The 21,460-nt window shown below is 71.3% G+C and carries 24 protein-coding genes and 3 tRNA genes; 21 read left to right on the forward strand and 6 right to left on the reverse strand.

Annotated features, from left to right (window positions below; genetic code table 11):
* Positions 1-72: 72 nt before the first annotated feature.
* From ACH4VO_RS03095 to ACH4VO_RS03105, 3 genes are all read left to right on the forward strand, one after another.
* Positions 73-145: transfer RNA gene (locus tag ACH4VO_RS03095), tRNA-Glu, on the forward strand.
* A gap of 12 nt (positions 146-157) precedes the next feature.
* Positions 158-229, forward strand: a tRNA-Gln gene (locus ACH4VO_RS03100).
* Between the two features lie 18 nt (positions 230-247).
* Positions 248-320, forward strand: a tRNA-Glu gene (locus ACH4VO_RS03105).
* A gap of 200 nt (positions 321-520) precedes the next feature.
* On the opposite strand, the gene ndgR is transcribed toward ACH4VO_RS03105, so the two are convergent.
* Positions 521-1,237, reverse strand: coding sequence for an IclR family transcriptional regulator NdgR (ndgR, locus tag ACH4VO_RS03110; RefSeq protein WP_360997387.1), 717 nt, complete (start codon positions 1,235-1,237; stop codon positions 521-523).
* 175 nt (positions 1,238-1,412) lie between these two features.
* Between ndgR and leuC the strand changes: the two genes are divergently transcribed.
* The 4 genes from leuC to ACH4VO_RS03130 all read left to right on the forward strand — a co-directional run bounded on the left by leuC (position 1,413) and on the right by ACH4VO_RS03130 (position 4,565).
* Positions 1,413-2,840 (forward strand): 3-isopropylmalate dehydratase large subunit, encoded by a 1,428-nt coding sequence (gene leuC, locus ACH4VO_RS03115; RefSeq protein ID WP_360997388.1) that lies wholly within the window; start codon positions 1,413-1,415, stop codon positions 2,838-2,840.
* A 2-nt stretch (positions 2,841-2,842) separates the two neighbouring features.
* Positions 2,843-3,451, forward strand: a complete 609-nt coding sequence (gene leuD, locus ACH4VO_RS03120; RefSeq protein WP_360997390.1) for a 3-isopropylmalate dehydratase small subunit — start codon at positions 2,843-2,845, stop codon at positions 3,449-3,451.
* 104 nt (positions 3,452-3,555) lie between these two features.
* Complete coding sequence (locus ACH4VO_RS03125) at positions 3,556-3,783, forward strand: hypothetical protein (RefSeq protein ID WP_360997392.1); 228 nt, start codon at positions 3,556-3,558, stop codon at positions 3,781-3,783.
* 143 nt (positions 3,784-3,926) lie between these two features.
* Positions 3,927-4,565, forward strand: coding sequence for an HU family DNA-binding protein (locus ACH4VO_RS03130; protein ID WP_360997394.1), 639 nt, complete (start codon positions 3,927-3,929; stop codon positions 4,563-4,565).
* A gap of 80 nt (positions 4,566-4,645) precedes the next feature.
* Here ACH4VO_RS03130 and ACH4VO_RS03135 read toward each other — a convergent pair whose 3' ends face one another.
* The gene (locus tag ACH4VO_RS03135) at positions 4,646-4,849 is read right to left on the reverse strand and encodes a hypothetical protein (protein WP_360997396.1); all 204 of its coding nucleotides are present in this window, start codon (positions 4,847-4,849) and stop codon (positions 4,646-4,648) included.
* A gap of 74 nt (positions 4,850-4,923) precedes the next feature.
* Positions 4,924-5,601 (reverse strand): 2-phospho-L-lactate guanylyltransferase, encoded by a 678-nt coding sequence (gene cofC / locus ACH4VO_RS03140; protein WP_360997398.1) that lies wholly within the window; start codon positions 5,599-5,601, stop codon positions 4,924-4,926.
* A gap of 167 nt (positions 5,602-5,768) precedes the next feature.
* Between cofC and ACH4VO_RS03145 the strand changes: the two genes are divergently transcribed.
* From ACH4VO_RS03145 to ACH4VO_RS03155, 3 genes are read left to right on the forward strand one after another with little or no spacing between them, the layout of a single operon-like run.
* Entirely contained in the window at positions 5,769-6,521 is a 753-nt protein-coding gene (locus ACH4VO_RS03145; RefSeq protein ID WP_360997400.1) for a lysophospholipid acyltransferase family protein, read from the forward strand.
* Positions 6,518-7,528 carry an NAD(P)H-dependent glycerol-3-phosphate dehydrogenase gene (locus ACH4VO_RS03150; protein WP_360997402.1) on the forward strand — a complete coding sequence of 337 codons (1,011 nt, stop codon included), beginning with the start codon at positions 6,518-6,520 and terminating at the stop codon, positions 7,526-7,528. The genes ACH4VO_RS03145 and ACH4VO_RS03150 overlap by 4 nt, the downstream gene beginning before the upstream one ends.
* Positions 7,529-7,562: 34 nt before the next feature.
* Complete coding sequence (locus ACH4VO_RS03155; RefSeq protein ID WP_360997404.1) at positions 7,563-8,747, forward strand: D-alanine--D-alanine ligase family protein; 1,185 nt, start codon at positions 7,563-7,565, stop codon at positions 8,745-8,747.
* Between the two features lie 167 nt (positions 8,748-8,914).
* Here ACH4VO_RS03155 and ACH4VO_RS03160 read toward each other — a convergent pair whose 3' ends face one another.
* Both ACH4VO_RS03160 and ACH4VO_RS03165 read right to left on the reverse strand, forming a co-directional pair.
* Positions 8,915-9,403 carry a DUF3515 domain-containing protein gene (locus tag ACH4VO_RS03160; RefSeq protein ID WP_360997405.1) on the reverse strand — a complete coding sequence of 163 codons (489 nt, stop codon included), beginning with the start codon at positions 9,401-9,403 and terminating at the stop codon, positions 8,915-8,917.
* A gap of 20 nt (positions 9,404-9,423) precedes the next feature.
* Positions 9,424-9,657, reverse strand: a complete 234-nt coding sequence (locus tag ACH4VO_RS03165; protein ID WP_069170487.1) for an Lrp/AsnC family transcriptional regulator — start codon at positions 9,655-9,657, stop codon at positions 9,424-9,426.
* A 317-nt stretch (positions 9,658-9,974) separates the two neighbouring features.
* On the opposite strand from ACH4VO_RS03165, the gene ACH4VO_RS03170 reads away from it, so the two are divergent.
* Positions 9,975-10,946, forward strand: coding sequence for a thiamine-phosphate kinase (locus ACH4VO_RS03170; RefSeq protein ID WP_360997407.1), 972 nt, complete (start codon positions 9,975-9,977; stop codon positions 10,944-10,946).
* Positions 10,947-10,956: 10 nt separating this feature from the next.
* Positions 10,957-11,775: a bifunctional hydroxymethylpyrimidine kinase/phosphomethylpyrimidine kinase gene (gene thiD, locus ACH4VO_RS03175; protein WP_360997408.1), complete on the forward strand. Its 819-nt coding sequence runs from the start codon at positions 10,957-10,959 to the stop codon at positions 11,773-11,775.
* A 91-nt stretch (positions 11,776-11,866) separates the two neighbouring features.
* On the opposite strand, the gene rpmB is transcribed toward thiD, so the two are convergent.
* Positions 11,867-12,052: a 50S ribosomal protein L28 gene (gene rpmB, locus ACH4VO_RS03180; protein WP_003965989.1), complete on the reverse strand. Its 186-nt coding sequence runs from the start codon at positions 12,050-12,052 to the stop codon at positions 11,867-11,869.
* A 256-nt stretch (positions 12,053-12,308) separates the two neighbouring features.
* On the opposite strand from rpmB, the gene ACH4VO_RS03185 reads away from it, so the two are divergent.
* The 9 genes from ACH4VO_RS03185 (at position 12,309) to mutM (ending at position 21,432) form a co-directional block, all read left to right on the forward strand.
* A complete protein-coding gene (locus ACH4VO_RS03185) occupies positions 12,309-13,934 on the forward strand; it encodes a DAK2 domain-containing protein (RefSeq protein WP_360997409.1) in 1,626 nt (541 codons plus the stop codon).
* A gap of 52 nt (positions 13,935-13,986) precedes the next feature.
* Complete coding sequence (recG, locus tag ACH4VO_RS03190; RefSeq protein ID WP_360997410.1) at positions 13,987-16,254, forward strand: ATP-dependent DNA helicase RecG; 2,268 nt, start codon at positions 13,987-13,989, stop codon at positions 16,252-16,254.
* An 87-nt stretch (positions 16,255-16,341) separates the two neighbouring features.
* A complete protein-coding gene (gene rsmD / locus ACH4VO_RS03195) occupies positions 16,342-16,926 on the forward strand; it encodes a 16S rRNA (guanine(966)-N(2))-methyltransferase RsmD (RefSeq protein ID WP_360997411.1) in 585 nt (194 codons plus the stop codon).
* Positions 16,927-16,952: 26 nt separating this feature from the next.
* Positions 16,953-17,432: a pantetheine-phosphate adenylyltransferase gene (coaD, locus tag ACH4VO_RS03200; protein ID WP_360997473.1), complete on the forward strand. Its 480-nt coding sequence runs from the start codon at positions 16,953-16,955 to the stop codon at positions 17,430-17,432.
* 97 nt (positions 17,433-17,529) lie between these two features.
* Positions 17,530-18,663: a cell division initiation protein gene (locus ACH4VO_RS03205; RefSeq protein WP_360997413.1), complete on the forward strand. Its 1,134-nt coding sequence runs from the start codon at positions 17,530-17,532 to the stop codon at positions 18,661-18,663.
* Between the two features lie 147 nt (positions 18,664-18,810).
* Positions 18,811-19,476 (forward strand): DUF177 domain-containing protein, encoded by a 666-nt coding sequence (locus ACH4VO_RS03210; protein ID WP_360997475.1) that lies wholly within the window; start codon positions 18,811-18,813, stop codon positions 19,474-19,476.
* Positions 19,477-19,478: 2 nt separating this feature from the next.
* Positions 19,479-19,652 (forward strand): 50S ribosomal protein L32, encoded by a 174-nt coding sequence (gene rpmF, locus ACH4VO_RS03215; RefSeq protein WP_003965982.1) that lies wholly within the window; start codon positions 19,479-19,481, stop codon positions 19,650-19,652.
* A 19-nt stretch (positions 19,653-19,671) separates the two neighbouring features.
* Positions 19,672-20,496: a ribonuclease III gene (rnc, locus tag ACH4VO_RS03220; protein ID WP_360997415.1), complete on the forward strand. Its 825-nt coding sequence runs from the start codon at positions 19,672-19,674 to the stop codon at positions 20,494-20,496.
* A 78-nt stretch (positions 20,497-20,574) separates the two neighbouring features.
* The gene (gene mutM, locus ACH4VO_RS03225; RefSeq protein WP_360997417.1) at positions 20,575-21,432 is read left to right on the forward strand and encodes a bifunctional DNA-formamidopyrimidine glycosylase/DNA-(apurinic or apyrimidinic site) lyase; all 858 of its coding nucleotides are present in this window, start codon (positions 20,575-20,577) and stop codon (positions 21,430-21,432) included.
* The last annotated feature ends 28 nt before the right edge of the window (positions 21,433-21,460 follow it).

Genomic DNA, 21,460 nt, shown 5'->3' on the forward strand with positions numbered 1-21,460 from the left:
CGAGAACGTCAGGGTCGCACCCACGCTCCCGCGGAGACATCATCCGGCTCACGCCGGATGAGGATCGCTAGGGCCCCCGTTGTGTAGCGGCCTAGCACGCTGCCCTCTCACGGCAGTAGCGCCGGTTCGAATCCGGTCGGGGGTACGTGAATCACCATGGGCTATGGTGTAATTGGCAACACTACGGTTTCTGGTACCGTCATTCTAGGTTCGAGTCCTGGTAGCCCAGCGCAAGACCGTAGGACAAGCCCCCGTTGTGTAGCGGCCTAGCACGCTGCCCTCTCACGGCAGTAGCGCCGGTTCGAATCCGGTCGGGGGTACAACACGGCAGTAGGGAAAGGCCCTTCACCTCGGTGGAGGGCCTTCTTCGTGTACGCGGGCGGGCGCGTCCCCGCAGGCGCGCAGGCGCCCCGCAAGGAGCGCTCCGGCTCATCTCAGTTACGGGGCAGGTGACTTGGGGCCGCCACGACACTGGGGCGGCCGGAAGGAGCGGTGCGGATGTGTCAGCGGTGCGGGTGTGTCAGCCGGTGCGGCGCAGCGCCTCGCTCAGCCGCGCGGCCGAGTCGATGACCGCCTGGGCGTGCATCCGGCCGGGATGGCGGGTCAGCCGCTCGATCGGCCCGGACACGGAGACGGCGGCGACCACGCGGTTCGACGGTCCGCGGACCGGAGCCGACACCGAGGCCACACCGGGCTCGCGCTCACCGATCGACTGGGCCCAGCCCCGGCGCCGCACACCCGACAGTGCCGTCGCCGTGAAGCGGGCGCCCTGCAGGCCCCGGTGCAGGCGTTCCGGCTCCTCCCAGGCCATCAGGATCTGCGCGGAGGAGCCCGCCTTCATCGTGAGCGTGGAGCCCACCGGCACGGTGTCCCGCAGTCCGGACAGCCGCTCCGCGGCGGCCACGCAGATCCGCATGTCGCCCTGCCTGCGGTAGAGCTGCGCGCTCTCGCCCGTGATGTCGCGCAGGTGGGTGAGCACGGGCCCGGCCGTCGCCAGGAGGCGGTCCTCGCCGGCCGCGGCCGCGAGTTCCCCGAGCCGGGGGCCGAGAATGAAACGGCCCTGCATGTCCCTCGCCACCATGCGGTGGTGTTCGAGTGCCACGGCCAGCCGATGTGCCGTGGGCCGTGCGAGCCCTGTCGCCGCGACCAGCCCGGCGAGGGTGGCCGGACCGGACTCCAGGGCGCTCAATACCAGAGCTGCCTTGTCGAGAACGCCGACGCCGCTAGAGTTGTCCATACGACGATATTCGCGTCTCACTCTGTGAAACGCAAGTTCAATTTTCCCCGGAAGTTGCGAACCTGTACGGGCGGCCCCACCACGGCTCGTAGTCGCCGCACCGCTCGGGGGTCCGGACGGTGGCGCACCGAAATCTCTAGTTGGGCCGGCGAGGACGCCGGCCGGAGGGAAAGCGATGGGTAGGACACTCGCGGAGAAGGTCTGGGACGACCACGTCGTCCGGCGCGCGGAGGGCGAGCCCGACCTTCTCTTCATCGATCTGCACCTGCTGCACGAGGTGACCAGCCCGCAGGCCTTCGACGGCCTGCGCCAGGCCGGCCGGCCGGTGCGGCGCCTCGACCTCACCATCGCCACCGAGGACCACAACACCCCGACCCTCGACATCGACAAGCCGATCGCCGACCCCGTCTCGCGCGCCCAGCTGGAGACCCTGCGCAAGAACTGTGCGGACTTCGGCGTCCGGCTGCACCCGCTCGGCGACGTCGAGCAGGGCGTCGTGCACGTGGTGGGCCCCCAGCTCGGCCTGACCCAGCCCGGCACCACGGTCGTCTGCGGTGACTCGCACACCTCCACCCACGGCGCGTTCGGTGCGCTGGCCTTCGGTATCGGCACCAGTCAGGTCGAGCACGTCCTGGCCACCCAGACCCTGCCGATGGCCCGCCCCAGGACGATGGCGATCACCGTCGAGGGCGAACTCCCCGACAGCGTCACCGCCAAGGACCTGATCCTGGCGATCATCGCCCGGATCGGCACCGGCGGCGGCCAGGGCTACATCATCGAATACCGCGGATCCGCCATCGAGAAGCTCTCGATGGAGGCCCGGATGACCATCTGCAACATGTCGATCGAGGCGGGCGCCCGCGCGGGCATGATCGCCCCCGACGCCACCACGTTCGACTACCTCCGGGGCCGCGACCACGCCCCCCGGGGCGAGGACTGGGACGCCGCCGTCGCGTACTGGAAGACGCTGCGCACCGACGACGACGCCGTCTTCGACGCCGAGGTCGTCATCGACGCCGCGGAACTCGCGCCGTTCGTCACCTGGGGCACCAACCCCGGCCAGGGCGCGCCCCTGTCGGCCAGCGTCCCCGACCCCTCTTCGTACGAGGACGCCTCGGAGCGCCACGCAGCCGAAAAGGCCCTGGAGTACATGGGGTTGACCGCCGGGCAGCCGCTGCGCGAGATCAGCGTGGACACCGTCTTCGTAGGTTCGTGCACCAACGGCCGCATCGAGGACCTGCGCAACGCCGCCTCGGTCATCGAGGGGCGCAAAGTCGCCGACGGCGTACGGATGCTGGTCGTCCCCGGATCCGTCCGGGTGGCCCTGCAGGCCGTGGAGGAGGGCCTGGACAAGGTCTTCACCGCCGCCGGCGCCGAATGGCGGCACGCGGGCTGCTCGATGTGCCTCGGCATGAACCCCGACCAGCTGGCCCCCGGCGAGCGCTCCGCCTCCACCTCGAACCGCAACTTCGAGGGCAGGCAGGGCAAGGGCGGCCGCACCCACCTCGTCTCACCGCAGGTCGCCGCCGCCACCGCCGTGCTGGGCCATCTGGCCTCGCCCGCCGACCTGTCCGAAGCCCGTACGCCTGCCGGAGTCCGATAGCCATGGAAGCATTCACCGCACACACCGGCCGTGCCGTCCCGCTGCGCCGCAGCAACGTCGACACCGACCAGATCATCCCCGCGCACTGGCTGAAGAAGGTCACCCGCGACGGCTTCGAGGACGGCCTGTTCGAGGCCTGGCGCAAGGACGAGGACTTCGTCCTCAACCGCCCCGAGCGCGACGGTGCCTCGGTCCTGGTGGCCGGCCCCGACTTCGGCACGGGATCCTCCCGCGAGCACGCGGTCTGGGCCCTGCAGAACTACGGCTTCAGGACCGTCATCTCCTCCAGGTTCGCCGACATCTTCCGCGGCAACTCGCTGAAGAACGGTTTGTTGACCGTCGTCCTCGACCAGGCGGTCGTCGACCGGCTCTGGGAGATCACGGAGGCCGACCCGACCGCCGAGGTCACCGTCGACCTCGAGAAGCGCCAGGTCCTGGCCCAGGCCCCCGACGGATCCACGCTGACGGCCGGCTTCGAGCTCGACGAGAACGCCCGCTGGCGCCTGCTGAACGGCCTGGACGACATCAGCCTCACCCTTCAGAACGAAGCGGACATCGCGACGTACGAGGCGGCCAGGCCGTCCCACAAGCCGCGCACGATTGACGCCTGAGCAGCGCTTTTCCCGAGCCGCGCCCCCTGCCTCCCGGCAGGGGGCGCAGTCGCTTGTTGAGACCCCCTCGGGCGACAACTCGCCCCAGATGGCACAATCGGTGCATGGGACGCGACAGCCAACTCGAGCTCTACGGCATCGTCGCCGACCGACTGAAGGAAGCGCACGCGAAGGTGCGCGCACTGCAAGTCCCGGAGGACGTACGGATGGCGCTCTCCCGGAAGCTGTTGGTCGTCACGGCCGCGGCTAAGCACGATCTCCCTGGCGCGGCAAGGCGTCTGGACCGGTTGATGAAGGACCTCGACGAGGGCCGATTCCCCGAAGGTGACTGACTCCGCGGAACTGCGCGGCGGTCGACTTCGTTGCGGCACTGGGGTGATTAGCCCGTTTCGTGTTTGATTTGCGGTATATATCTGCCTAACGTGCGAAAAGGCCTGAACGATATGGTTCCGGCGATGTCTCCGAAGGGGAAGACGTGAACAAGGCGCAGCTCGTAGAAGCGATTGCCGACAAGGTCGGTGGCCGTCAGCAGGCCGCTGACGCCGTCGACGTGGTGCTCGACGCGATCGTCCGTGCGGTTGTCGCGGGGGATCGTGTCTCGGTCACCGGCTTCGGCTCGTTCGAGAAGGTCGACCGCCCCGCCCGCTACGCCCGCAACCCGCAGACGGGTGAGCGCGTACGGGTCAAGAAGACGTCCGTCCCCCGTTTCCGTGCGGGACAGGGCTTCAAGGACCTGGTGAGCGGCTCCAAGAAGCTCCCCAAGGGGGGCGAGGTGTCGGTCAAGAAGGCACCCAAGGGCAGCCTGTCGGGCGGTTCTTCCACCCGTACGACGGCGAAGGCGGCCGCGAAGAAGGCCACCGCCAAGAAGGCCACGGCGCGCAAGAGCACGGCCGCGGCGAAGAAGACCGCGCCCGCCGCGAAGAAGACCTCCGCGGCGGCGAAGAAGGCCACCCCGGCGGCGAAGAAGACCGCCCCGGCGAAGAAGGCCACGACGAAGAAGGCCGTCGCCGCCAAGACCGCGCCCGCCAAGAAGGCCACGGCGAAGAAGGCGCCCGCGAAGAAGACCACGGCACGCACGACCGCGGCCAAGAAGGCCACCGCACGCAAGAAGTGAGACCGGGCGCCGCTCGCTTCTCCTACGCGCCGGGCCGGGCTCCCCTCGGGGAGCCCGGCCCGCGGGCTGTCAGGAGCCGCTCAGAACGTCTGGAGCGTCACCAGGGTGATGCGCACCGAGGCGCCCTCGCCCTCGGTCTCGATCCGTACCCGCTGCCCCGGCCGCAGCAGCCGCAGGCCGCCGGCGTCGAAGGCGGGGGCGTCGAAGTCCACCGGGGTGCCGTCGTCGAGCAGCACACTGCCGGTCCGGTTCCCGGGGTCGTACGTGTACGAGGTCGCCTGCATGCACCGCAGCCTAGTGCCCCTCCCGGCAAGCTTCGCCCCGTCGCCTCATGGGGCGAACATCGCTGGTCACGGCACTAGCGGTCGGTGACCGGGGCGACGGAGGTCGTCAGACCGGCGGTGAACCGCCCCACGCCCAGTGCCAGCGCCACCCGCAGGTCGTCGCCCGTGTCCACGTCCCTGCGCACCGAATCGAGTCCCTGAGCGGCGATCTCGCCCGCGCCCGACGCAAGGTGCCGAGCCCGGGACGGCCCGCCGAACGACGGCCGCAATTCCACGCCCGGCATCGCCGACAGAAATGTCGTACCGATTCCCTGTGCGTCGCTGACAAATGCGCGGGGGAATGCGGAGGCGAAATCGAGTACCCGCGCCAATTCGCCGGGCCGTAGTGCGGGGAGGTCCGCGTTGAGCGCGGCCACCGCCGCTGCGGGTCGCCGCGAGAGCACCGACCGCACGCCGTGCTCCAGAGCGGCGTCAAGACCGGCCGCCGGTGAGTCCGCCACCGTGCGCGCCCCGAGCGCGGCCAGCGCCGGACCGGCCACGGGATCGTCCGTGACGACCACCACATCCCGTACCGCCGGGCAGGACAGCGCCGCCGACACCGTGTCGAGGGCGAACGCCAGGGCGAGGCGCGGGCGCAGTTCCTCACCCGCCGTACGCCCCAGCCTGCTCTTGGCCCGTGCGAGCGGTTTGAGCGGGACGACCAGGGACCAGGGGCCGGTCGGGTCGGTGTTCGTGGCGATCTCCCTCTCCATACGCGTACCGGACTTCCGCGGCCGTTATTCTCGCCTGCCGGTACGACGACCCGGAGGTCCGCCCCCACCGGTGAGGCGTACGGTGTTCTCCACACAAGAGGGGCCCGGGGCGGCATGTCACCGTCATCGGCCGGGCAGCAGATCAGTTCCTAGAGGAAGGCGTCCGAGTGTCCCGCCGCAGAATCGGCTTCTGGTACCGCCTGGCGGCAGCCATCGCAAAACCGCCCCTGGTGGTTCTGTTCAAGCGCGACTGGCGGGGGATGGAACACATTCCGGCCGAGGGCGGATTCATCACCGCCGTCAATCACAACTCCTACCTCGACCCGCTTTCGTACGGGCATTTCCAGTACAACACGGGCCGGGTACCGAGGCTCCTCGCGAAGGCCGGACTGTTCAGGACGCCCTTCGTCGGAATGATCCTGCGCGGCACCGGACAGATCCCCGTCTACCGCGAGACGACCGACGCGCTCGACGCCTTCCGCGCCGCCGTCGACGCCATCGAGCGGGGCGAGTGCGTCGCCTTCTACCCCGAGGGCACCCTCACCCGTGACCCCGACATGTGGCCGATGGCCGGCAAGACCGGCGCCGCCCGGGTCGCGCTGATGACCAAGGCCCCCGTCATCCCCGTCGCCCAGTGGGGCGCCAACCTCGCGATGCCGCCCTACGCCAAGGAGAGAAGGCTCCGGCTGTTCCCCCGCAAGACCCTCTCGGTGCAGGCCGGGCCGCCGGTCGACCTCTCCCGCTTCTACGGACTGGAGCAGACCCCCGAGGTGCTGCGTCAGGCGACCGAGGCGATCATGGCGGCCGTCACGGCCGAGCTGGAGGACCTGCGCGGCGAGAAGGCCCCGGCCGAGCTCTACGATCACCGCAAGGCCCGTGCGCAGCAGCGGCGCAAGGCAGAGGGAAAGGGACCCACGTGACGCACCCCGGCAAAGCGGCCGTCTTCGGAACCGGCTCATGGGGTACGGCCTTCGGCGTGGTCCTCGCCGACGCAGGCTGTGAGGTCACCCTCTGGGGCCGTCGCGCCGAAGTCGCCGAGGCGGTCAACACGACGCACACCAACCCCGGGTACCTGCCGGGAATTGAGCTCCCCGCCTCGGTCCGGGCCACCACCGACGCGGCGGAGGCCCTGCGCGGCGCCGACTTCGCGGTCCTGGCCGTGCCCTCCCAGACACTGCGCGCCAACCTCGCGGACTGGGCACCGCACCTGGAGGCGGGCACGGTCCTCGTCTCCCTGATGAAGGGCGTCGAACTCGGCACCGCCAAGCGGATGAGCGAGGTCATCGAGGACGTCACCGGGGCCACCGCCGACCGCGTCGCCGTCGTCACCGGCCCCAACCTCGCCAAGGAGATCGCCGAACGCCGGCCCGCGGCCGCCGTCGTCGCCTGCGCCGACGAGACCGTCGCCCGGCGCCTCCAGGCCGCCTGCCACACCCCGTACTTCCGGCCCTACACCAACACCGACGTGGTCGGCTGCGAGCTCGGCGGCGCGGTGAAGAACGTCATCGGCCTCGCCGTGGGCATCGCCGACGGCATGGGCCTCGGCGACAACGCCAAGGGCTCGCTCATCACCCGCGGCCTCGCCGAGACCACCCGGCTGGGCCTCGCCATGGGCGCCGACCCGCTGACCTTCTCCGGGCTCGCGGGGCTGGGCGACCTGGTGGCGACCTGCTCCTCGCCGCTGTCGCGCAACCACACCTTCGGCACCAACCTCGGCCGGGGGATGACGCTCCAGGAGACCGTCGCCGTCACGAACCAGACCGCCGAGGGGGTCAAGTCCTGCGAATCCGTGCTCGATCTGGCGCGCAGGCACGGGGTCGACATGCCGATCACCGAGACGGTCGTCGGAATCGTCCACGAGGGCAAGTCGCCGGTCGTCGCGGTCAAGGAGCTGATGTCGCGCAGCGCCAAGCCCGAGCGGCGCTGACTCGAGCTCTACCAGCAGGTACGCTCGACGCGATATGAGCAGCCAGAACCTCCCCCAGAGCCCTGAGAGCGCCGAGCCGACCTCCGGGAGCTCCGAGCAGCGCCGCAAGCCGCGTGTGGCCGTCGTGTTCGGCGGCCGGAGCTCCGAACACGGCATCTCCGTCGTCACCGCCGGCGCCGTCATGAGGGCCGTCGACCGGACGAAGTACGACGTCCTGCCGATCGGTATCACCAGGGACGGGCGGTGGGTCCTCACGGCCGACGATCCGGCCCGCATGGCGATCGCGGACCGGCAGGTCCCCGACGTGGACCAACTGGCCGAGTCCGCGAACGGATCGGTGACGCTCTCCGTCGACCCCGGCAACCGCGACGTCCTCGTCAGCGAGCCGGGGGCGCTGCCCAGGGCGCTCGGCGAGGTCGACGTCGTCTTCCCCGTGCTGCACGGTCCGTACGGCGAGGACGGCACGCTACAGGGGCTCCTGGAGCTCTCCGGTGTCCCTTACGTCGGCGCGGGCGTCCTCGCCTCGGCGGTCGGCCAGGACAAGGAGTACATGAAGCGGGTGTTCACCTCCTTCGGGCTGCCGGTCGGCCCGTACGAGGTCGTCCGCCCCCGCGAGTGGGAGTCGGACCGGCCCGCCGCCCGCAAGCGCCTCATGGAGTTCGCCGCCGAGCAGGGCTGGCCCCTCTTCGTGAAGCCCGCCCGCGGCGGCTCCTCCATGGGCATCACCAAGGTCGACGATCCCTCCGGCCTCGACGAGGCGATCGAGGAGGCCCGCCGGCACGACCCCAAGTTCCTGGTGGAGTCCCTGCTGCGCGGCCGAGAGATCGAGTGCGGCGTGCTGGAGTTCGAGGACGGGCCCCGCGCGAGCGTCCCCGCCGAAATTCCCCCCGTCACCGCCCACGAGTTCTACGACTTCGAGGCCAAGTACATCGACTCGGCGGCCGGCCTGGTCCCCGCGCCCCTGACCGAGGAGCAGACCGCCGAGGTGCGGCGGCTCGCCGTCGAGGCCTTCGAAGCCGCGTCCTGCGAAGGCCTGGTGCGCGCCGACTTCTTCCTCACCGAGGACGGCGACTTCGTCATCAACGAGATCAACACCATGCCCGGCTTCACCCCGATCTCCATGTTCCCCCGCATGTGGCAGGAGAGCGGTGTGGACTACGCGGAGCTGGTGGACCGGCTCATCCAGGCGGCGCTCGACCGCTCCACCGGCCTGCGCTGACCCGTACCGGGCCGGGTGCGCCCGCGAGGTGCCGCCCGGCCGGGTGCCTCGCGCGCGTACCGGGCGCGTGGCCGGTGCCGTCCGCGTACGTCCGGTGCGAGGACGCCCACCGGGCACTCGCGCGCACCGGACGACGCCCTTCGGGGGCAGGCAGGGCCGGTCACGCCTCAGACGCTGCCGGGGACCGTCTTCCTGACCGGGGCGGCGAACGCCGACAGCGGGGTGATGTCGTGGGCGTACGCCTTCGAGAGCGTGACCTCGACGTACGCCTTGCGGTACGTCGTCGTGAACCGGGGACCGACGTCATCCCGCTGCTCCAGCAGCCAGTTGACGCCGTCCGCGTCGACACCCTTGGACTGGGCGTCATCCATCTTCGGGGGCCGGGGCACGCCGCAGCGCAGTACGATCGCCCCGTCCCCCCAGCCGGCGGTCAGTACCGACTCCGGTCCGGGATCACTCCGCTCCAGGCCGGTGACGGTCCTGGGCAGCTCCTTGTGCAGCGCCTCGCAGTACGCGGCTTCCTCCGACGAGGGCGTGGGGACCGCGACCGAGGGAGCCGCGTCCCCCGCGGAGCAGCCCGCCGCGGCCAGGACGGCCAGAGCGGCGGACGGACCGAGCAGTACGGAGCGGCGGAACCGGCGGCAGTTGTACGTCACCGGCCCAGCGTAGACGGGGGTCAGAGGTGGACGATCGGGCAGGTCAGGGTTCGGGTGATGCCGTCCACCTGCTGGACCTTGGCGACCACCATGCGACCGAGGGCGTCGACCGTGTCGGCCTGCGCGCGCACGATCACGTCGTAGGGGCCTGTGACGTCTTCCGCCTGGATCACTCCCGGGAGTTTTGCGATGGTCTCGGCGACGAACGACGCCTTGCCCACCTCGGTCTGGATGAGGATGTACGCCTGTACCACGGAACCTCCAGGACGGCCACGAGGATCATGTGGGGGAAAGGGACGCCACGGTATCGCGTCGCCGCGGGCCGCGGGGAGACCTGCGGGCCTGTTGACGCCGACGGTGTGGCGTACGCACCACAGAAGTTGACGTATCTCCTGACGTTACCGACAGCGGCGAGGGCCCGCGACCGCGGGCCCGCCGGAGCGGAAGAGGGACGATGCCCGTACGCCGAGGGGCTGCCGGCACCCGTCACCCGCCCGTCCACGGCCCGGACAACCGGCCGCTGAAGCAGCCCGGACACCTGTCCGGTGCGATAGATGAGAGGTGAGACTCGGTGAAGGGAACCGTGGGCGAGTTGGGGGAGTTCGGGCTCATCAGAGAGCTCACGTCCCGGCTCACCACCACTCCGGCGGTGCGGCTGGGACCCGGCGACGACGCCGCGGTCGTGGCCGCCCCCGACCGCAGGGTCGTGGCCAGTACGGACATCCTGCTGGAAGGGCGGCACTTCCGCCGCGACTGGTCGACGGCGTACGACGTCGGGCGCAAGGCGGCCGCGCAGAACCTCGCCGACATCGCGGCCATGGGCGCCGTACCGACCGCTCTGCTCCTGGGTCTGGTCGTACCCGCCGATCTCCCCGTCACCTGGGCCACCGAGCTCATGGACGGGCTGCGGGACGAGTGCCAGGTCGCCGGGGCGGCCGTCGTCGGCGGCGACGTCGTGGGCGGCGACACCATCACCGTCTCGATCACCGCGCTCGGCGACCTGCGCAACCACGAGCCCGTCACCCGGGCCGGCGCCCGGCCCGGAGACGTGGTGGCCGTCACCGGCTGGCTCGGCTGGTCGGCCGCCGGGTTCGCCGTGCTGTCCCGGGGCTTCCGCTCGCCGCGCGCCTTCGTGGAGGCCCACCGGCGTCCCGAACCGCCCTACCACGCGGGGCCCGCGGCCGCGGGACTCGGCGCCACCGCGATGACCGACGTCAGTGACGGGCTCGTCGCCGATCTCGGGCACATCGCGGAGGCCAGCAAGGTCCGCATCGATCTGCGCTCCGGGCTCATCGACATCCCCTCGCAGATGTCCGACATCGGGCAGGCCGTCGGCGTGGACCCGCTGCAGTGGGTGCTCACCGGAGGGGAGGACCACGCGATCGTGGCGACGTTCCCGCCGGACGTGAAGCTCCCCGCCCGCTGGAGGGTGATCGGCGAGGTCCTCAACCCGTCGGCCCTGCCGCAGGTCACCGTCGACGGGGCCCCGTGGAGCAGCAAGGGCGGCTGGGACCATTTCGGGTCGATAGAGGACGCCCAGTAGATTCCCGGTCATGACCGGGAACACCGCCGTACCGCCCCGCGTGCTCACCGTCGCCGGATCCGATTCCGGCGGCGGTGCGGGCATCCAGGCCGACCTGAAGACGATGCTCGCCCTCGGCGCCCACGGGATGAGCGTGCTGACCGCGGTGACGGCCCAGAACTCGCTGGGCGTGCAGGGGGCCTGGGACCTCTCGGTGGAGGCCGTGCGCGCCCAGTACCGCAGTGTCGTCGACGACATCGGCGTCCAGGCCGTGAAGACCGGCATGCTGTCCTCGGCCGCACTCGTCGGGACCGTCGCCGCGCTCCTCGCGGAGACGGACGCCCCCGTCGTCGTGGATCCGGTGGGAGTCTCCAAGCACGGCGACGCGCTGCTCGCGGCCGAGGCGCTGGACTCCGTACGCACCGAACTGCTGCCCCGTGCGACGGTGGCCACCCCGAACCTCGACGAGGTGGCCCAGCTCACGGGTGTCGAGGTCACCGACGAACAGGGGATGCGGCGAGCCGCTGCCGCGATGCTCTCCTACGGGCCGCGCTGGGTGGTCGTCAAGGGCGGGCACCTGCCGGGCGAGGCCGTGGACCTCCTGACGGACGGCAGCGAGGAACACTGGCTGCGCGCACCCCGGCTCGACAACCGGCACACCCACGGCACGGGGTGCACCCTGGCGTCCGCGATCGCGTGCGGGCTCGCCGGGGGCCAGGACGTGCCGACCGCCGTACGGGGCGCGAAGGCGTACGTCACCGGCGCGATCCGGGCGGGGTTCGCGCTGGGCGGCGGCATCGGCCCCGTCGACCACGGGTGGGCGACGCGCAGCGGTACGGCGACCGGCTGAGGCGTACCTGCCCCGGAGCGTGGCAAAAGGCCGGTCCACCGAGGTGGACCGGCCTTTTGGGCAACCGGAAGGCTGCGCTACGACGGGAACGTCAGCGCGCGACCTTGCCGGCCTTGATGCACGAGGTGCAGACGTTGAGCCGCTTCGGCGTCCGACCGACCACGGCACGCACGCGCTGGATGTTGGGATTCCAGCGACGGGACGTACGGCGGTGCGAGTGCGAAATGCTGTTGCCGAAGCTCGGCCCCTTGCCGCAAACGTCGCAGTTGGCAGCCACGGGTCACTCCAAAGACTTCAGATGCACTTACAGTGAATTCCGGCGCGCCGGAATCATTTTACTGAAGTGGCGGTACCGGAGGAATGGCCCGACTCTCGCCGGGCAACCGAAGCAGCATACAACGCCTGCTCCGGAGATACGAAACTACCACGGGTTGCCGGGCCGGCTGTCCCGCCCCTGTCCCCGGCGGACGCTCCCCGCAGGGCTACCCTGCGGTGCAGCCCGCCCCCCACGGCCGCCCCAAGGAGGACCGACGGTGCCGCAGCCCCCCGACGATGTGGACGCCGTCGCGGTGCGCACCTGGTGCTCCCTGGCCCTGGAGGCACTGGGCCGCGAGCGCCGGGCGATCGACGCGATCAACGTCTTCCCGGTCGCCGACGGGGACACCGGCACCAACCTCTACCTGACCGTCGAGTCGGCGGCGGCGGCCGTCGAAGCCGTCTTCGCCGCCCACGAGACCGGCAGCACCTCGCCCGCCCCCGCCGACGCCGTACGCGCCATGGCACACGGGGCCCTGATCGGTGCCCGCGGCAACTCCGGGACCATCCTGGCCCAGTTGCTGCGGGGTATGGCGGGCGTGCTGGCCGAGGGCGGCGACGCGGACCACCTGCGCAGGGCGCTGACCGAGGCCGCCGCCGCCGCCCGGCAGGCCGTCGCCCACCCCGTCGAGGGCACCGTGCTGACCGTGGCCACCGCGTCCGCCGAAGCCGCGGCCGCCACCGCCCCGGCCACGGACCTCACCGAGGTGCTCCACGCGGCGTACGAAGGCGCGCTCACCGCCCTGGCCGCGACTCCCGCCCGGCTCGCCGTCCTCGGGCGCGCGGGCGTCGTGGACGCCGGCGGGCAGGGCCTGGTGGCCGTCCTCGGGGCGCTGCTGGAGGCGGTCGGCGGCCGGGCCCCGGCCCAGGTGGTGAGGACGGCGGACCCCGACGCCCTGCTCCTGACCGGGAACTGCGCCGAGCCGGACCCCGAGGGCGGCCCCGCCTTCGAGGTGATCTACCTGCTGGAGGCCGGGGACGACGACGTCGCCCGGCTGCGCGGCCGGCTCGACGCCCTGGGGGAGTCCCTCGTGGTGGTCGGCGGCGACGGCCTGTGGAACGTCCACGTCCATGTCGACGACGCCGGGGCGGCCGTCGAGGCCGGGGTCGAGGCCGGCCGGCCCTACCGCATCCGGATCACCCACTTCGCCGCCGACCGCGTCCGTACCCGCCAGGAGCCGGCCCAGCGCGCGGTCGTCGTGGTCGTCCCCGGCGACGGCCTCTCGGGCCTCTGCGCGGAGGCGGGAGCCACCGCCGTGCTGGCACGCCCGGGAGAGCCGCCCGCCAGCGGGGAGCTGGTCGACGCGATCCGCCGGGCCCACGCCCGCGAGGTGGTCCTGCTGCCCAACGACGCCCAGCTGCGCCACACCGCCGCCGCGGCCGCCGAGCAGGCCAGGACCGAAGGCGTCCGCGTGGCCCTCATCCCCACCCGCGCCGCCGTCCAGGGCCTCGCCGCGCTCGCCGTCCACGAACCGGACCGCAGCTTCGACGAGGACGTCGTCGCCATGACAGCGGCGGCAGGCGCCACCCGGTACGCCGAACTGGCCGTCGCCGAAAGGCAGTCGTGGACCATGGCCGGCGTCTGCCAGGCCGGTGACGTCCTCGGCCTGATCGACGGGGACGTCGCCGTGATCGGCGAGGACGTCCCCGGCACCGCCCGCACGGTCCTGGACCGGATGCTGTCGGCCGGCGGCGAACTCGTCACCCTCGTCCTCGGCGAGGGCGTCCCCGACGCCGTCGCCGACGCCCTGTGCGCGCACGTCCGCGACGGCCACCTGGCCGTCGACACGGTGGTCTACCGGGGCGGCCACCAGACGGCACCCCTGCTGATCGGCGTCGAGTGACGACCCTCCGTGGTCCGGCGCCCCGCGACATCTGTCAGTGGTGTGGTGTGCAATGGACCGCGTGTCCGCTTTCGACGAACCCCTCAAGAAGCTGCTCGGCGGAGCCACCGCGAAGGTGATGGCCGAACACCTCGACCTGCACACGGTCGGTGACCTGCTGCACCACTACCCGCGGCGCTACGAGGAGCGCGGCCGCCTCACGGCGCTCGCCGAACTCCCGCTGGACGAGCACGTGACGGTCGTCGCCCAGGTCGCCGACGCGCGGATCATGATGTTCAACAACGGCCGCGGCAAACGCCTCGAAGTCACCCTCACCGACGGCAGCGGCAGGCTCCAGCTGGTCTTCTTCGGACACGGCGTCCACAAGCCCCACAAGGAGCTCCTGCCCGGCCGGCGCGCGATGTTCGCCGGCAAGGTGTCCGTCTTCAACCGCAGGATGCAGCTCGCCCACCCCACGTACCAACTCCTCGACGCCCATGGCGAGGACGAGGCGACCGAGGCCGTCGACGCCTTCGCCGGGCAGCTCCTGCCGATCTACCCGGCCTGCAAGCAGCTCGACTCCTGGCGTATCGCCAAGGCCGTCGACACCGTTCTGCCGAGCGCGGGGGACGCCGTGGACCCGCTGCCGGCGTCCCTGCGCGAAGGGCGGGGGTTCGTCCCGCTGCCCGAGGCCCTGCTCAAGATCCACCGGCCGCGTACCAAGGCGGACATCGCCGCCGCGCGCGAGCGGCTGCGGTGGGACGAGGCGTTCGTCCTCCAGGTGGCCCTCGCCCGCCGGCGGTACGCCGACAAGCAGCTCCCGGCGGTCGCCCGGGGAGCCGTCGCCGACGGCATCCTCGACTCCTTCGACGCCGGTCTCCCCTTCACCCTGACCGCGGGCCAGCAGAAGGTCACCGAGGAGATCTTCGGTGACCTGGCGACCGAGCACCCCATGCACCGGCTGCTCCAGGGTGAGGTGGGCTCCGGCAAGACCCTGGTCGCCCTGCGCGCCATGCTCCGGGTCGTCGACGCCGGCGGGCAGACCGCGCTGCTGGCCCCCACCGAGGTCCTCGCCCAGCAGCACCACCGCTCCATCACCGAGATGATGGGCGAGCTGGCCGGGAACTGGGGACTGTGGAGCGAAGCGCCTCCCGACGAGGGGCCGCGGCCGGGCGCCGGGCGGGCGCCCGGCGGCTCCGCCCGGGGCACCAAGGTCGTCCTGCTGACCGGCTCCATGGGCACCGCGGCCCGCCGCCAGGCACTGCTCGACCTGGTCACCGGCGAGGCCGGGATCGTCATCGGCACCCACGCGCTGATCGAGGACAAGGTCAAGTTCCACGACCTCGGCCTCGTCGTCGTCGACGAACAGCACCGCTTCGGCGTGGAGCAGCGCGACGCCCTGCGCTCCAAGGGGAAGCAGCCGCCGCACCTCCTCGTGATGACCGCCACCCCCATCCCCCGCACCGTCGCGATGACGGTCTTCGGTGACCTGGAGACCTCCGTCCTGGACCAGCTGCCGGCCGGCCGTTCGCCCATCGCCAGCCATGTCGTCCCCGCCAAGGACAAACCCCACTTCCTCAGCCGCGCCTGGGAGCGCGTCCGCGAGGAGACCGAGAACGGCCACCAGGCGTACGTGGTGTGCCCCCGCATCGGTGACGACGCCGACGAGGCGGAGGGGAAGAAGGGGAAGAAGAAGCAGACGGCCCCCGAGGACGAGGCCGGGAAACGCCCGCCGCTCGCGGTCCTGGAGATCGCGGACCAGCTCTCCCGGGGTCCCCTGGCCGGTCTGCGGATCGAGGTGCTCCACGGCAGGATGCACCCCGACGACAAGGACGCCGTGATGCGCCGGTTCGCCGCCGGCGAGGTCGACGTGCTGGTCGCCACCACCGTCATCGAGGTCGGGGTCAACGTTCCCAACGCCACCGCGATGGTCATCATGGACGCCGACCGCTTCGGCGTCTCCCAGCTGCACCAGCTGCGCGGACGGGTCGGGCGCGGCTCGGCCCCCGGCCTCTGCCTGCTGGTCAGCGAGGCCCACGAGGCGAGTCCCGCCAGGGCCCGGCTCTCCGCGGTCGCCGCCACCCTCGACGGCTTCGAGCTCTCCCGGATCGACCTCGAACAGCGCCGCGAGGGCGATGTCCTCGGCCAGGCCCAGTCCGGCGTCCGCTCCTCCCTGCGGGTGCTCAGCGTCATCGACGACGAGGAGGTCATCGCGGCGGCCCGCGAGGAGGCCGTCCGCGTCGTCGCGGCCGATCCGGACCTCGACGGCCTGCCGGAGCTGCGCACCGCGCTGGACGCCCTCCTGGACAAGGAGCGCGAGGAGTACCTCGACAAGGGGTGAGGGCCGCATCCACCCCGACGCCATATCGTGGGAGCACGGCGCGCGTCCCGTCCTGCGCGCCGCCCGCGACCCGAGGACCAGACACCCATGACCCGCGTGATCGCAGGTGAGGCCGGCGGCCGCCGCTTGGCCGTCCCGCCCGGCACCGGCACCCGACCCACCTCCGACCGGGCGCGCGAGGGCCTGTTCTCCACGTGGGAGGCGCTCCTGGGCACGCTCGACGGCATCCGCGTCGCCGATCTGTACGCCGGCTCCGGCGCCGTGGGCCTGGAGGCGCTCTCGCGCGGGGCGTCCCACACGCTGCTCGTCGAGGTCGACGCCAAGGCCGTCCGCACCGTCCGCGACAACGTCCGCACCCTGGGCCTGCCGGGTGCCGAGGTCCGGGCAGGCAAAGCCGAGCAGATCGTGACAGGTCCGGCACCGGAGATGCCGTACGACGTGGTGTTCCTCGATCCGCCGTACGCCGTCACAGATGACGATCTTGGCGAGATCCTGCTCACACTCCGTGCTGAGGGGTGGCTCTCCGGCGAAGCCCTCGTCACGGTGGAACGGAGCACACGGGGCGGAGAATTCAGCTGGCCGCCGGGATTCGAGCCACTGCGGGCCCGTCGTTACGGCGAGGGAACGCTTTGGTACGGTCGCGCCGCTTCCACGTGCGACGACGCACGATGACCGCACCGGAGAGCGAGGGAACCACGTTGCGCCGCGCCGTCTGTCCGGGGTCGTTCGACCCCATCACCAACGGACATCTCGACATCATCGGCCGAGCCTCGAAGCTGTACGACGTCGTGCACGTCGCGGTGATGATCAACCAGTCCAAGAAGGGGCTGTTCACGGTCGAGGAGCGGATCGAGCTGATCCGCGAGGTCACCGCCGACTTCGGCAACGTCCAGGTCGAGTCCTTCCACGGCCTGCTGGTCGACTTCTGCAAGCAGCGCGAGATCCCGGCCATCGTGAAGGGCCTGCGCGCCGTCAGCGACTTCGACTACGAACTGCAGATGGCCCAGATGAACAACGGGCTCTCGGGGGTGGAAACGCTCTTCGTGCCCACGAACCCCACCTACAGCTTCCTGTCGTCCTCCCTGGTCAAGGAGGTCGCCACCTGGGGAGGCGACGTCTCGCACCTGCTGCCCCCGGCGGTCCACGACGCCCTGGTGGAACGGCTGCGCCGCGCGTGACGGGCTGACCACCCGTCACCAGGTGTCGGGCGGGAGGCGACTGGCCTTACAGTCGTCCCGTCCGTCTCCAACAGCAGCAGAGAGTGGCGAGCACACGGTGGACGTGCAGAAGAAGCTCGACGAGATCGTCGAAACGGTCGGGAACGCCCGCTCCATGCCCATGTCGGCCTCCTGCGTGGTCAACCGCGCCGAGCTGCTCGCGCTGCTCGAGGAGGTGCGCGAGGCCCTGCCCGGTTCCCTCGCCCACGCCGAGGAGCTCATCGGCGGCAGGGAGCAGCTCGTCGAGCAGGCCCGGCAGGAGGCCCAGCGGATCATCGAGTCGGCCCGCGCCGAGCGGGGCTCCCTGATCTCCGGCACCGAGATCGCCCGGCGCTCCCAGGCGGAGGCGGACCGGATCCTGTCCGAGGCCCGCCGGGAGGCCGACCAGGTCCGGGCCGAGGCCGACGAGTACGTCGACAGCAAGCTCGCCAACTTCGAGGTCGTCCTCACCAAGACCATCGGCTCCGTCGACCGCGGCCGGGAGAAGCTCCTGGGCCGCGGCGAGGGGCTCGACGAGCAGGGCTACGAGGACCCGGACTTCGCGGAGGCGCCCGAGCGCAGCGCGGACCCCGAGACGCTCAGGCGGCGCGCGGACGACTATGTCGACACGAAACTCGGCGCCTTCGAGGCCGTGCTGGCCAAGACGCTGGAGGCCGTCGGCCGCGGCAGGCAGAAGCTGCACGGCCGGGTGGCCACCGACGAGCTCGGGGCGCACATGGCGGCGCAGGAGGCCGGGGGCGCCACGCTGCGCACCAGTGACGAGGACCACTGGGCGGGTCTCGCGGAGCTCGCCACACCGGCTCCGCAGCCGCAGTACACCGAGCCCGCACAGCCGGACTACGCGCCGGCGGCCGACTACCAGGACCCCTCGCAGACCGGCTTCCCCGTCCAGGCGCAGCCCGAGCCGCAGTACGCGCAGACGTACGCCTACCAGGACCAGCCGCTCCCGCAGGCGGACCCCTATCCCGCCTACCAGCAGCCCGACCCGTACGCCGCCTACCAGCAGCAGGGCGGTTACGACCCGAACCAGCAGCACAGCGGTTACGACCCGAACCAGCAGCAGGACCACGCCTGGCCGCAGCAGGCCCAGGCGCCCGCGCAGCAGGGTGAGAGCGCGCTCGACGAGACCAGTCTGTTCGACACGAGCATGATCGACCTGGAGCAGCTCCGCCGGTACGAGCAAGGCCGCTGAGGCCGGGGCCCGGGGGGCGGGCGGACCGGATTGGGAGCTGGGCGGTACGTCCAGTATCCTGGCTCTTCGGTCGCGCGTATGTCCGCGATCCCGGCTGCCCGCATCCTCTCCGGACCGGGGCGGCCCTCCCGAAGCCCCACCTCGCGCATGATCCCGAAAGCAGGAGAAGCCCTGAACGGCCACCTCGACCACCGCAACCCCCTCGTGTTCGATACGCGGGAGCTGGGTCGGCGTCCTGGTGCCCTGAAGCGGCTGACCCGCTCGGTCGAGGCGCCGAAGGACCTCGGTATCGACGGGGTCATCGGTGTGCCGGAGAACGCGCCCCTGGCGCTGGACCTCCGCCTCGAATCGGTCATGGAAGGGGTGCTCGTCACGGGTACCGCCCGTGCGACGGCCGAGGGGGAGTGCGTAAGGTGTCTGGAGCCGCTGCACCTCGATGTGGAAGCGGACTTCCAGGAGATGTTCTCGTACCCTGACGCCGATGACCGGAACCGCAGCAGGACCGCGGACCCGGTCGACGACGCCGAGGACGACGAGGACAGGTTCTTTCTCGAGGACGGCTTGTTCGACCTCGAGCCTGTGCTGCGCGACGCGGTGGTGCTCGCACTGCCGCTGCAGCCGGTGTGCAAGGAGACCTGTGCCGGTCTGTGTTCCGAGTGCGGAATCAGGCTGGACGAGAATCCGGGCCACCACCACGATGCCGTCGACATCCGTTGGGCGGCACTGCAAGGACTCGCCGAGACCGTTCAGGACGGCGAGAAGGACAACATGGGCGGCGCCGAACCGGGCGTCGACGAGAAGCAGGAGAAGTAGCCGTGGCTGTTCCGAAGCGGAAGATGTCGCGCAGCAACACGCGCCACCGCCGGTCGCAGTGGAAGGCTGCGGTCCCCACCCTGGTTTCGTGCGAGCGTTGCCAGGAGCCGAAGCTCCAGCACATTGCGTGCCCGAGCTGCGGCACCTACAACAAGCGCCAGGTCCTCGAGGTCTGAGCGGCTGGTGAGAGGCCCGATGTCTGAGTTGTCCAGCGCCAAGAAGCAGGCAGACAACGTCAACACAGCCTCGTCCCACACGCTTCTGGAAGGGCGGCTCGGGTATCACCTCGAGTCCGCCCTTCTGGTGCGTGCGCTGACCCACCGTTCGTACGCGTACGAGAACGGCGGTCTGCCCACCAACGAGCGGCTCGAATTCCTCGGGGATTCGGTGCTCGGCCTGGTGGTCACGGACACGCTGTACCGCACCCACCCCGACCTGCCCGAAGGCCAGCTGGCCAAGTTGCGGGCCGCGGTGGTCAACTCGCGTGCGCTTGCGGAAGTGGGCCGCGGCCTCGAACTCGGCTCCTTCATCCGGCTCGGCCGCGGTGAAGAGGGTACGGGGGGCCGGGACAAGGCTTCCATCCTCGCCGACACCCTGGAAGCGGTGATCGGCGCCGTCTATCTCGACCAGGGCCTCGGCGCGGCCTCGGAGCTGGTTCACCGGCTCTTCGACCCGCTGATCGACAGGTCCTCGAACCTCGGAGCCGGCCTGGACTGGAAGACCAGTCTCCAGGAGCTCACCGCGAGCGAGAGCCTCGGAGTCCCCGAGTACCTCGTCACGGAGACCGGCCCCGACCACGAGAAGACCTTTACTGCTGCCGCTCGCGTCGGTGGTGTCTCGTACGGCACCGGCACCGGCCGTAGCAAGAAGGAAGCGGAGCAGCAGGCGGCGGAATCCGCCTGGCGCGAGATCAGCGCCGCCGCGGAGGCACGGGAGGCGGCGGCGAAGACCGCCGCGGAGGCAGGGGCCGCCGACACCCCTGCCACTCCGGCGCCGCACACGGACGCCGCTCCGGCCTGAGCGTTTCGGGGAGCCCCTCGGTGCCTGGTGCACCGGGGGGCTCTCGCTGTGTCTTCCCGTCCCGAAGGAGTGTTCACCGTGCCGGAACTGCCCGAGGTCGAGGTCGTGCGACGGGGCCTGGAGCGCTGGGTCGCCGGGCGCACCGTCGACGAGGTCGAGGTGCTGCACCCGCGTGCCGTGCGCCGGCACCTCGCGGGTGGGGTGGACTTCGCGGCCCGCCTCCGCGGCTTGCGCTTCGGCACGGCGATGCGCCGCGGCAAGTACCTCTGGGTCCCCCTCGACGAGGGGGAGTTCTCGATGCTCGGCCACCTCGGCATGAGCGGCCAACTGCTCGTGCGGCCGGAGGCGGCCCCGGACGAGAAGCACCTGCGCATCAGATTCCGTTTCGACGACGTCCTCGGCACGGAGCTGCGCTTCGTCGACCAGCGCACCTTCGGGGGGCTCTCGCTCCACGACAACACCCCCGAGGGACTGCCCGACGTCATCGCGCACATCGCCCGCGACCCCCTGGACCCGGCCTTCGACGACACCGCGTTCCACACGGCGCTGCGCCTGCGCCGTACGACGGTCAAACGCGCCCTGCTCGACCAGTCGCTGATCAGCGGAGTCGGCAACATCTACGCGGACGAGGCGCTCTGGCGCAGCAGGATCCACTACGAACGGCCGACGGCGACGCTGACCCGCCCCGTGACCGCCGGGCTGCTCGGCCATGTCCGGGACGTGATGCGCGAGGCCCTCGACCAGGGCGGGACCAGCTTCGACAGTCTGTACGTCAACGTGAACGGTGAATCCGGCTACTTCGACCGGTCGCTCGACGCGTACGGCCGCGAGGGCGAGCCCTGCCACCGCTGCGGTACGCCGATGCGCCGCCGGCCGTGGATGAACCGGTCCAGCTACTTCTGCCCCCGCTGCCAGCGCCCGCCGCGGGCGGGCTGAACGCGCGGGGACCGTACGGGCCGGCGGG

Source organism: Streptomyces sp. NPDC020780, from assembly GCF_044334475.1.
In the GTDB taxonomy this organism is placed as follows: Bacteria; Actinomycetota; Actinomycetes; order Streptomycetales; family Streptomycetaceae; genus Streptomyces.

What these genes read in the sequence shown, in the direction of transcription:
- rnc (WP_360997415.1), top strand. Translation starts at nt 19,672, where the DNA reads ATGTCTGAGTTGTCCAGCGCCAAGAAGCAGGCAGACAACGTCAACACA.
- ACH4VO_RS03155 (WP_360997404.1), top strand. Translation starts at nt 7,563, where the DNA reads ATGAGCAGCCAGAACCTCCCCCAGAGCCCTGAGAGCGCCGAGCCGACC.
- ndgR (WP_360997387.1), bottom strand. Translation starts at nt 1,237, where the DNA reads ATGGACAACTCTAGCGGCGTCGGCGTTCTCGACAAGGCAGCTCTGGTA.
- ACH4VO_RS03135 (WP_360997396.1), bottom strand. Translation starts at nt 4,849, where the DNA reads ATGCAGGCGACCTCGTACACGTACGACCCCGGGAACCGGACCGGCAGT.
- ACH4VO_RS03125 (WP_360997392.1), top strand. Translation starts at nt 3,556, where the DNA reads ATGGGACGCGACAGCCAACTCGAGCTCTACGGCATCGTCGCCGACCGA.
- ACH4VO_RS03210 (WP_360997475.1), top strand. Translation starts at nt 18,811, where the DNA reads ATGATCCCGAAAGCAGGAGAAGCCCTGAACGGCCACCTCGACCACCGC.
- leuC (WP_360997388.1), top strand. Translation starts at nt 1,413, where the DNA reads ATGGGTAGGACACTCGCGGAGAAGGTCTGGGACGACCACGTCGTCCGG.
- cofC (WP_360997398.1), bottom strand. Translation starts at nt 5,601, where the DNA reads ATGGAGAGGGAGATCGCCACGAACACCGACCCGACCGGCCCCTGGTCC.
- recG (WP_360997410.1), top strand. Translation starts at nt 13,987, where the DNA reads ATGGACCGCGTGTCCGCTTTCGACGAACCCCTCAAGAAGCTGCTCGGC.
- leuD (WP_360997390.1), top strand. Translation starts at nt 2,843, where the DNA reads ATGGAAGCATTCACCGCACACACCGGCCGTGCCGTCCCGCTGCGCCGC.
- rsmD (WP_360997411.1), top strand. Translation starts at nt 16,342, where the DNA reads ATGACCCGCGTGATCGCAGGTGAGGCCGGCGGCCGCCGCTTGGCCGTC.
- thiD (WP_360997408.1), top strand. Translation starts at nt 10,957, where the DNA reads ATGACCGGGAACACCGCCGTACCGCCCCGCGTGCTCACCGTCGCCGGA.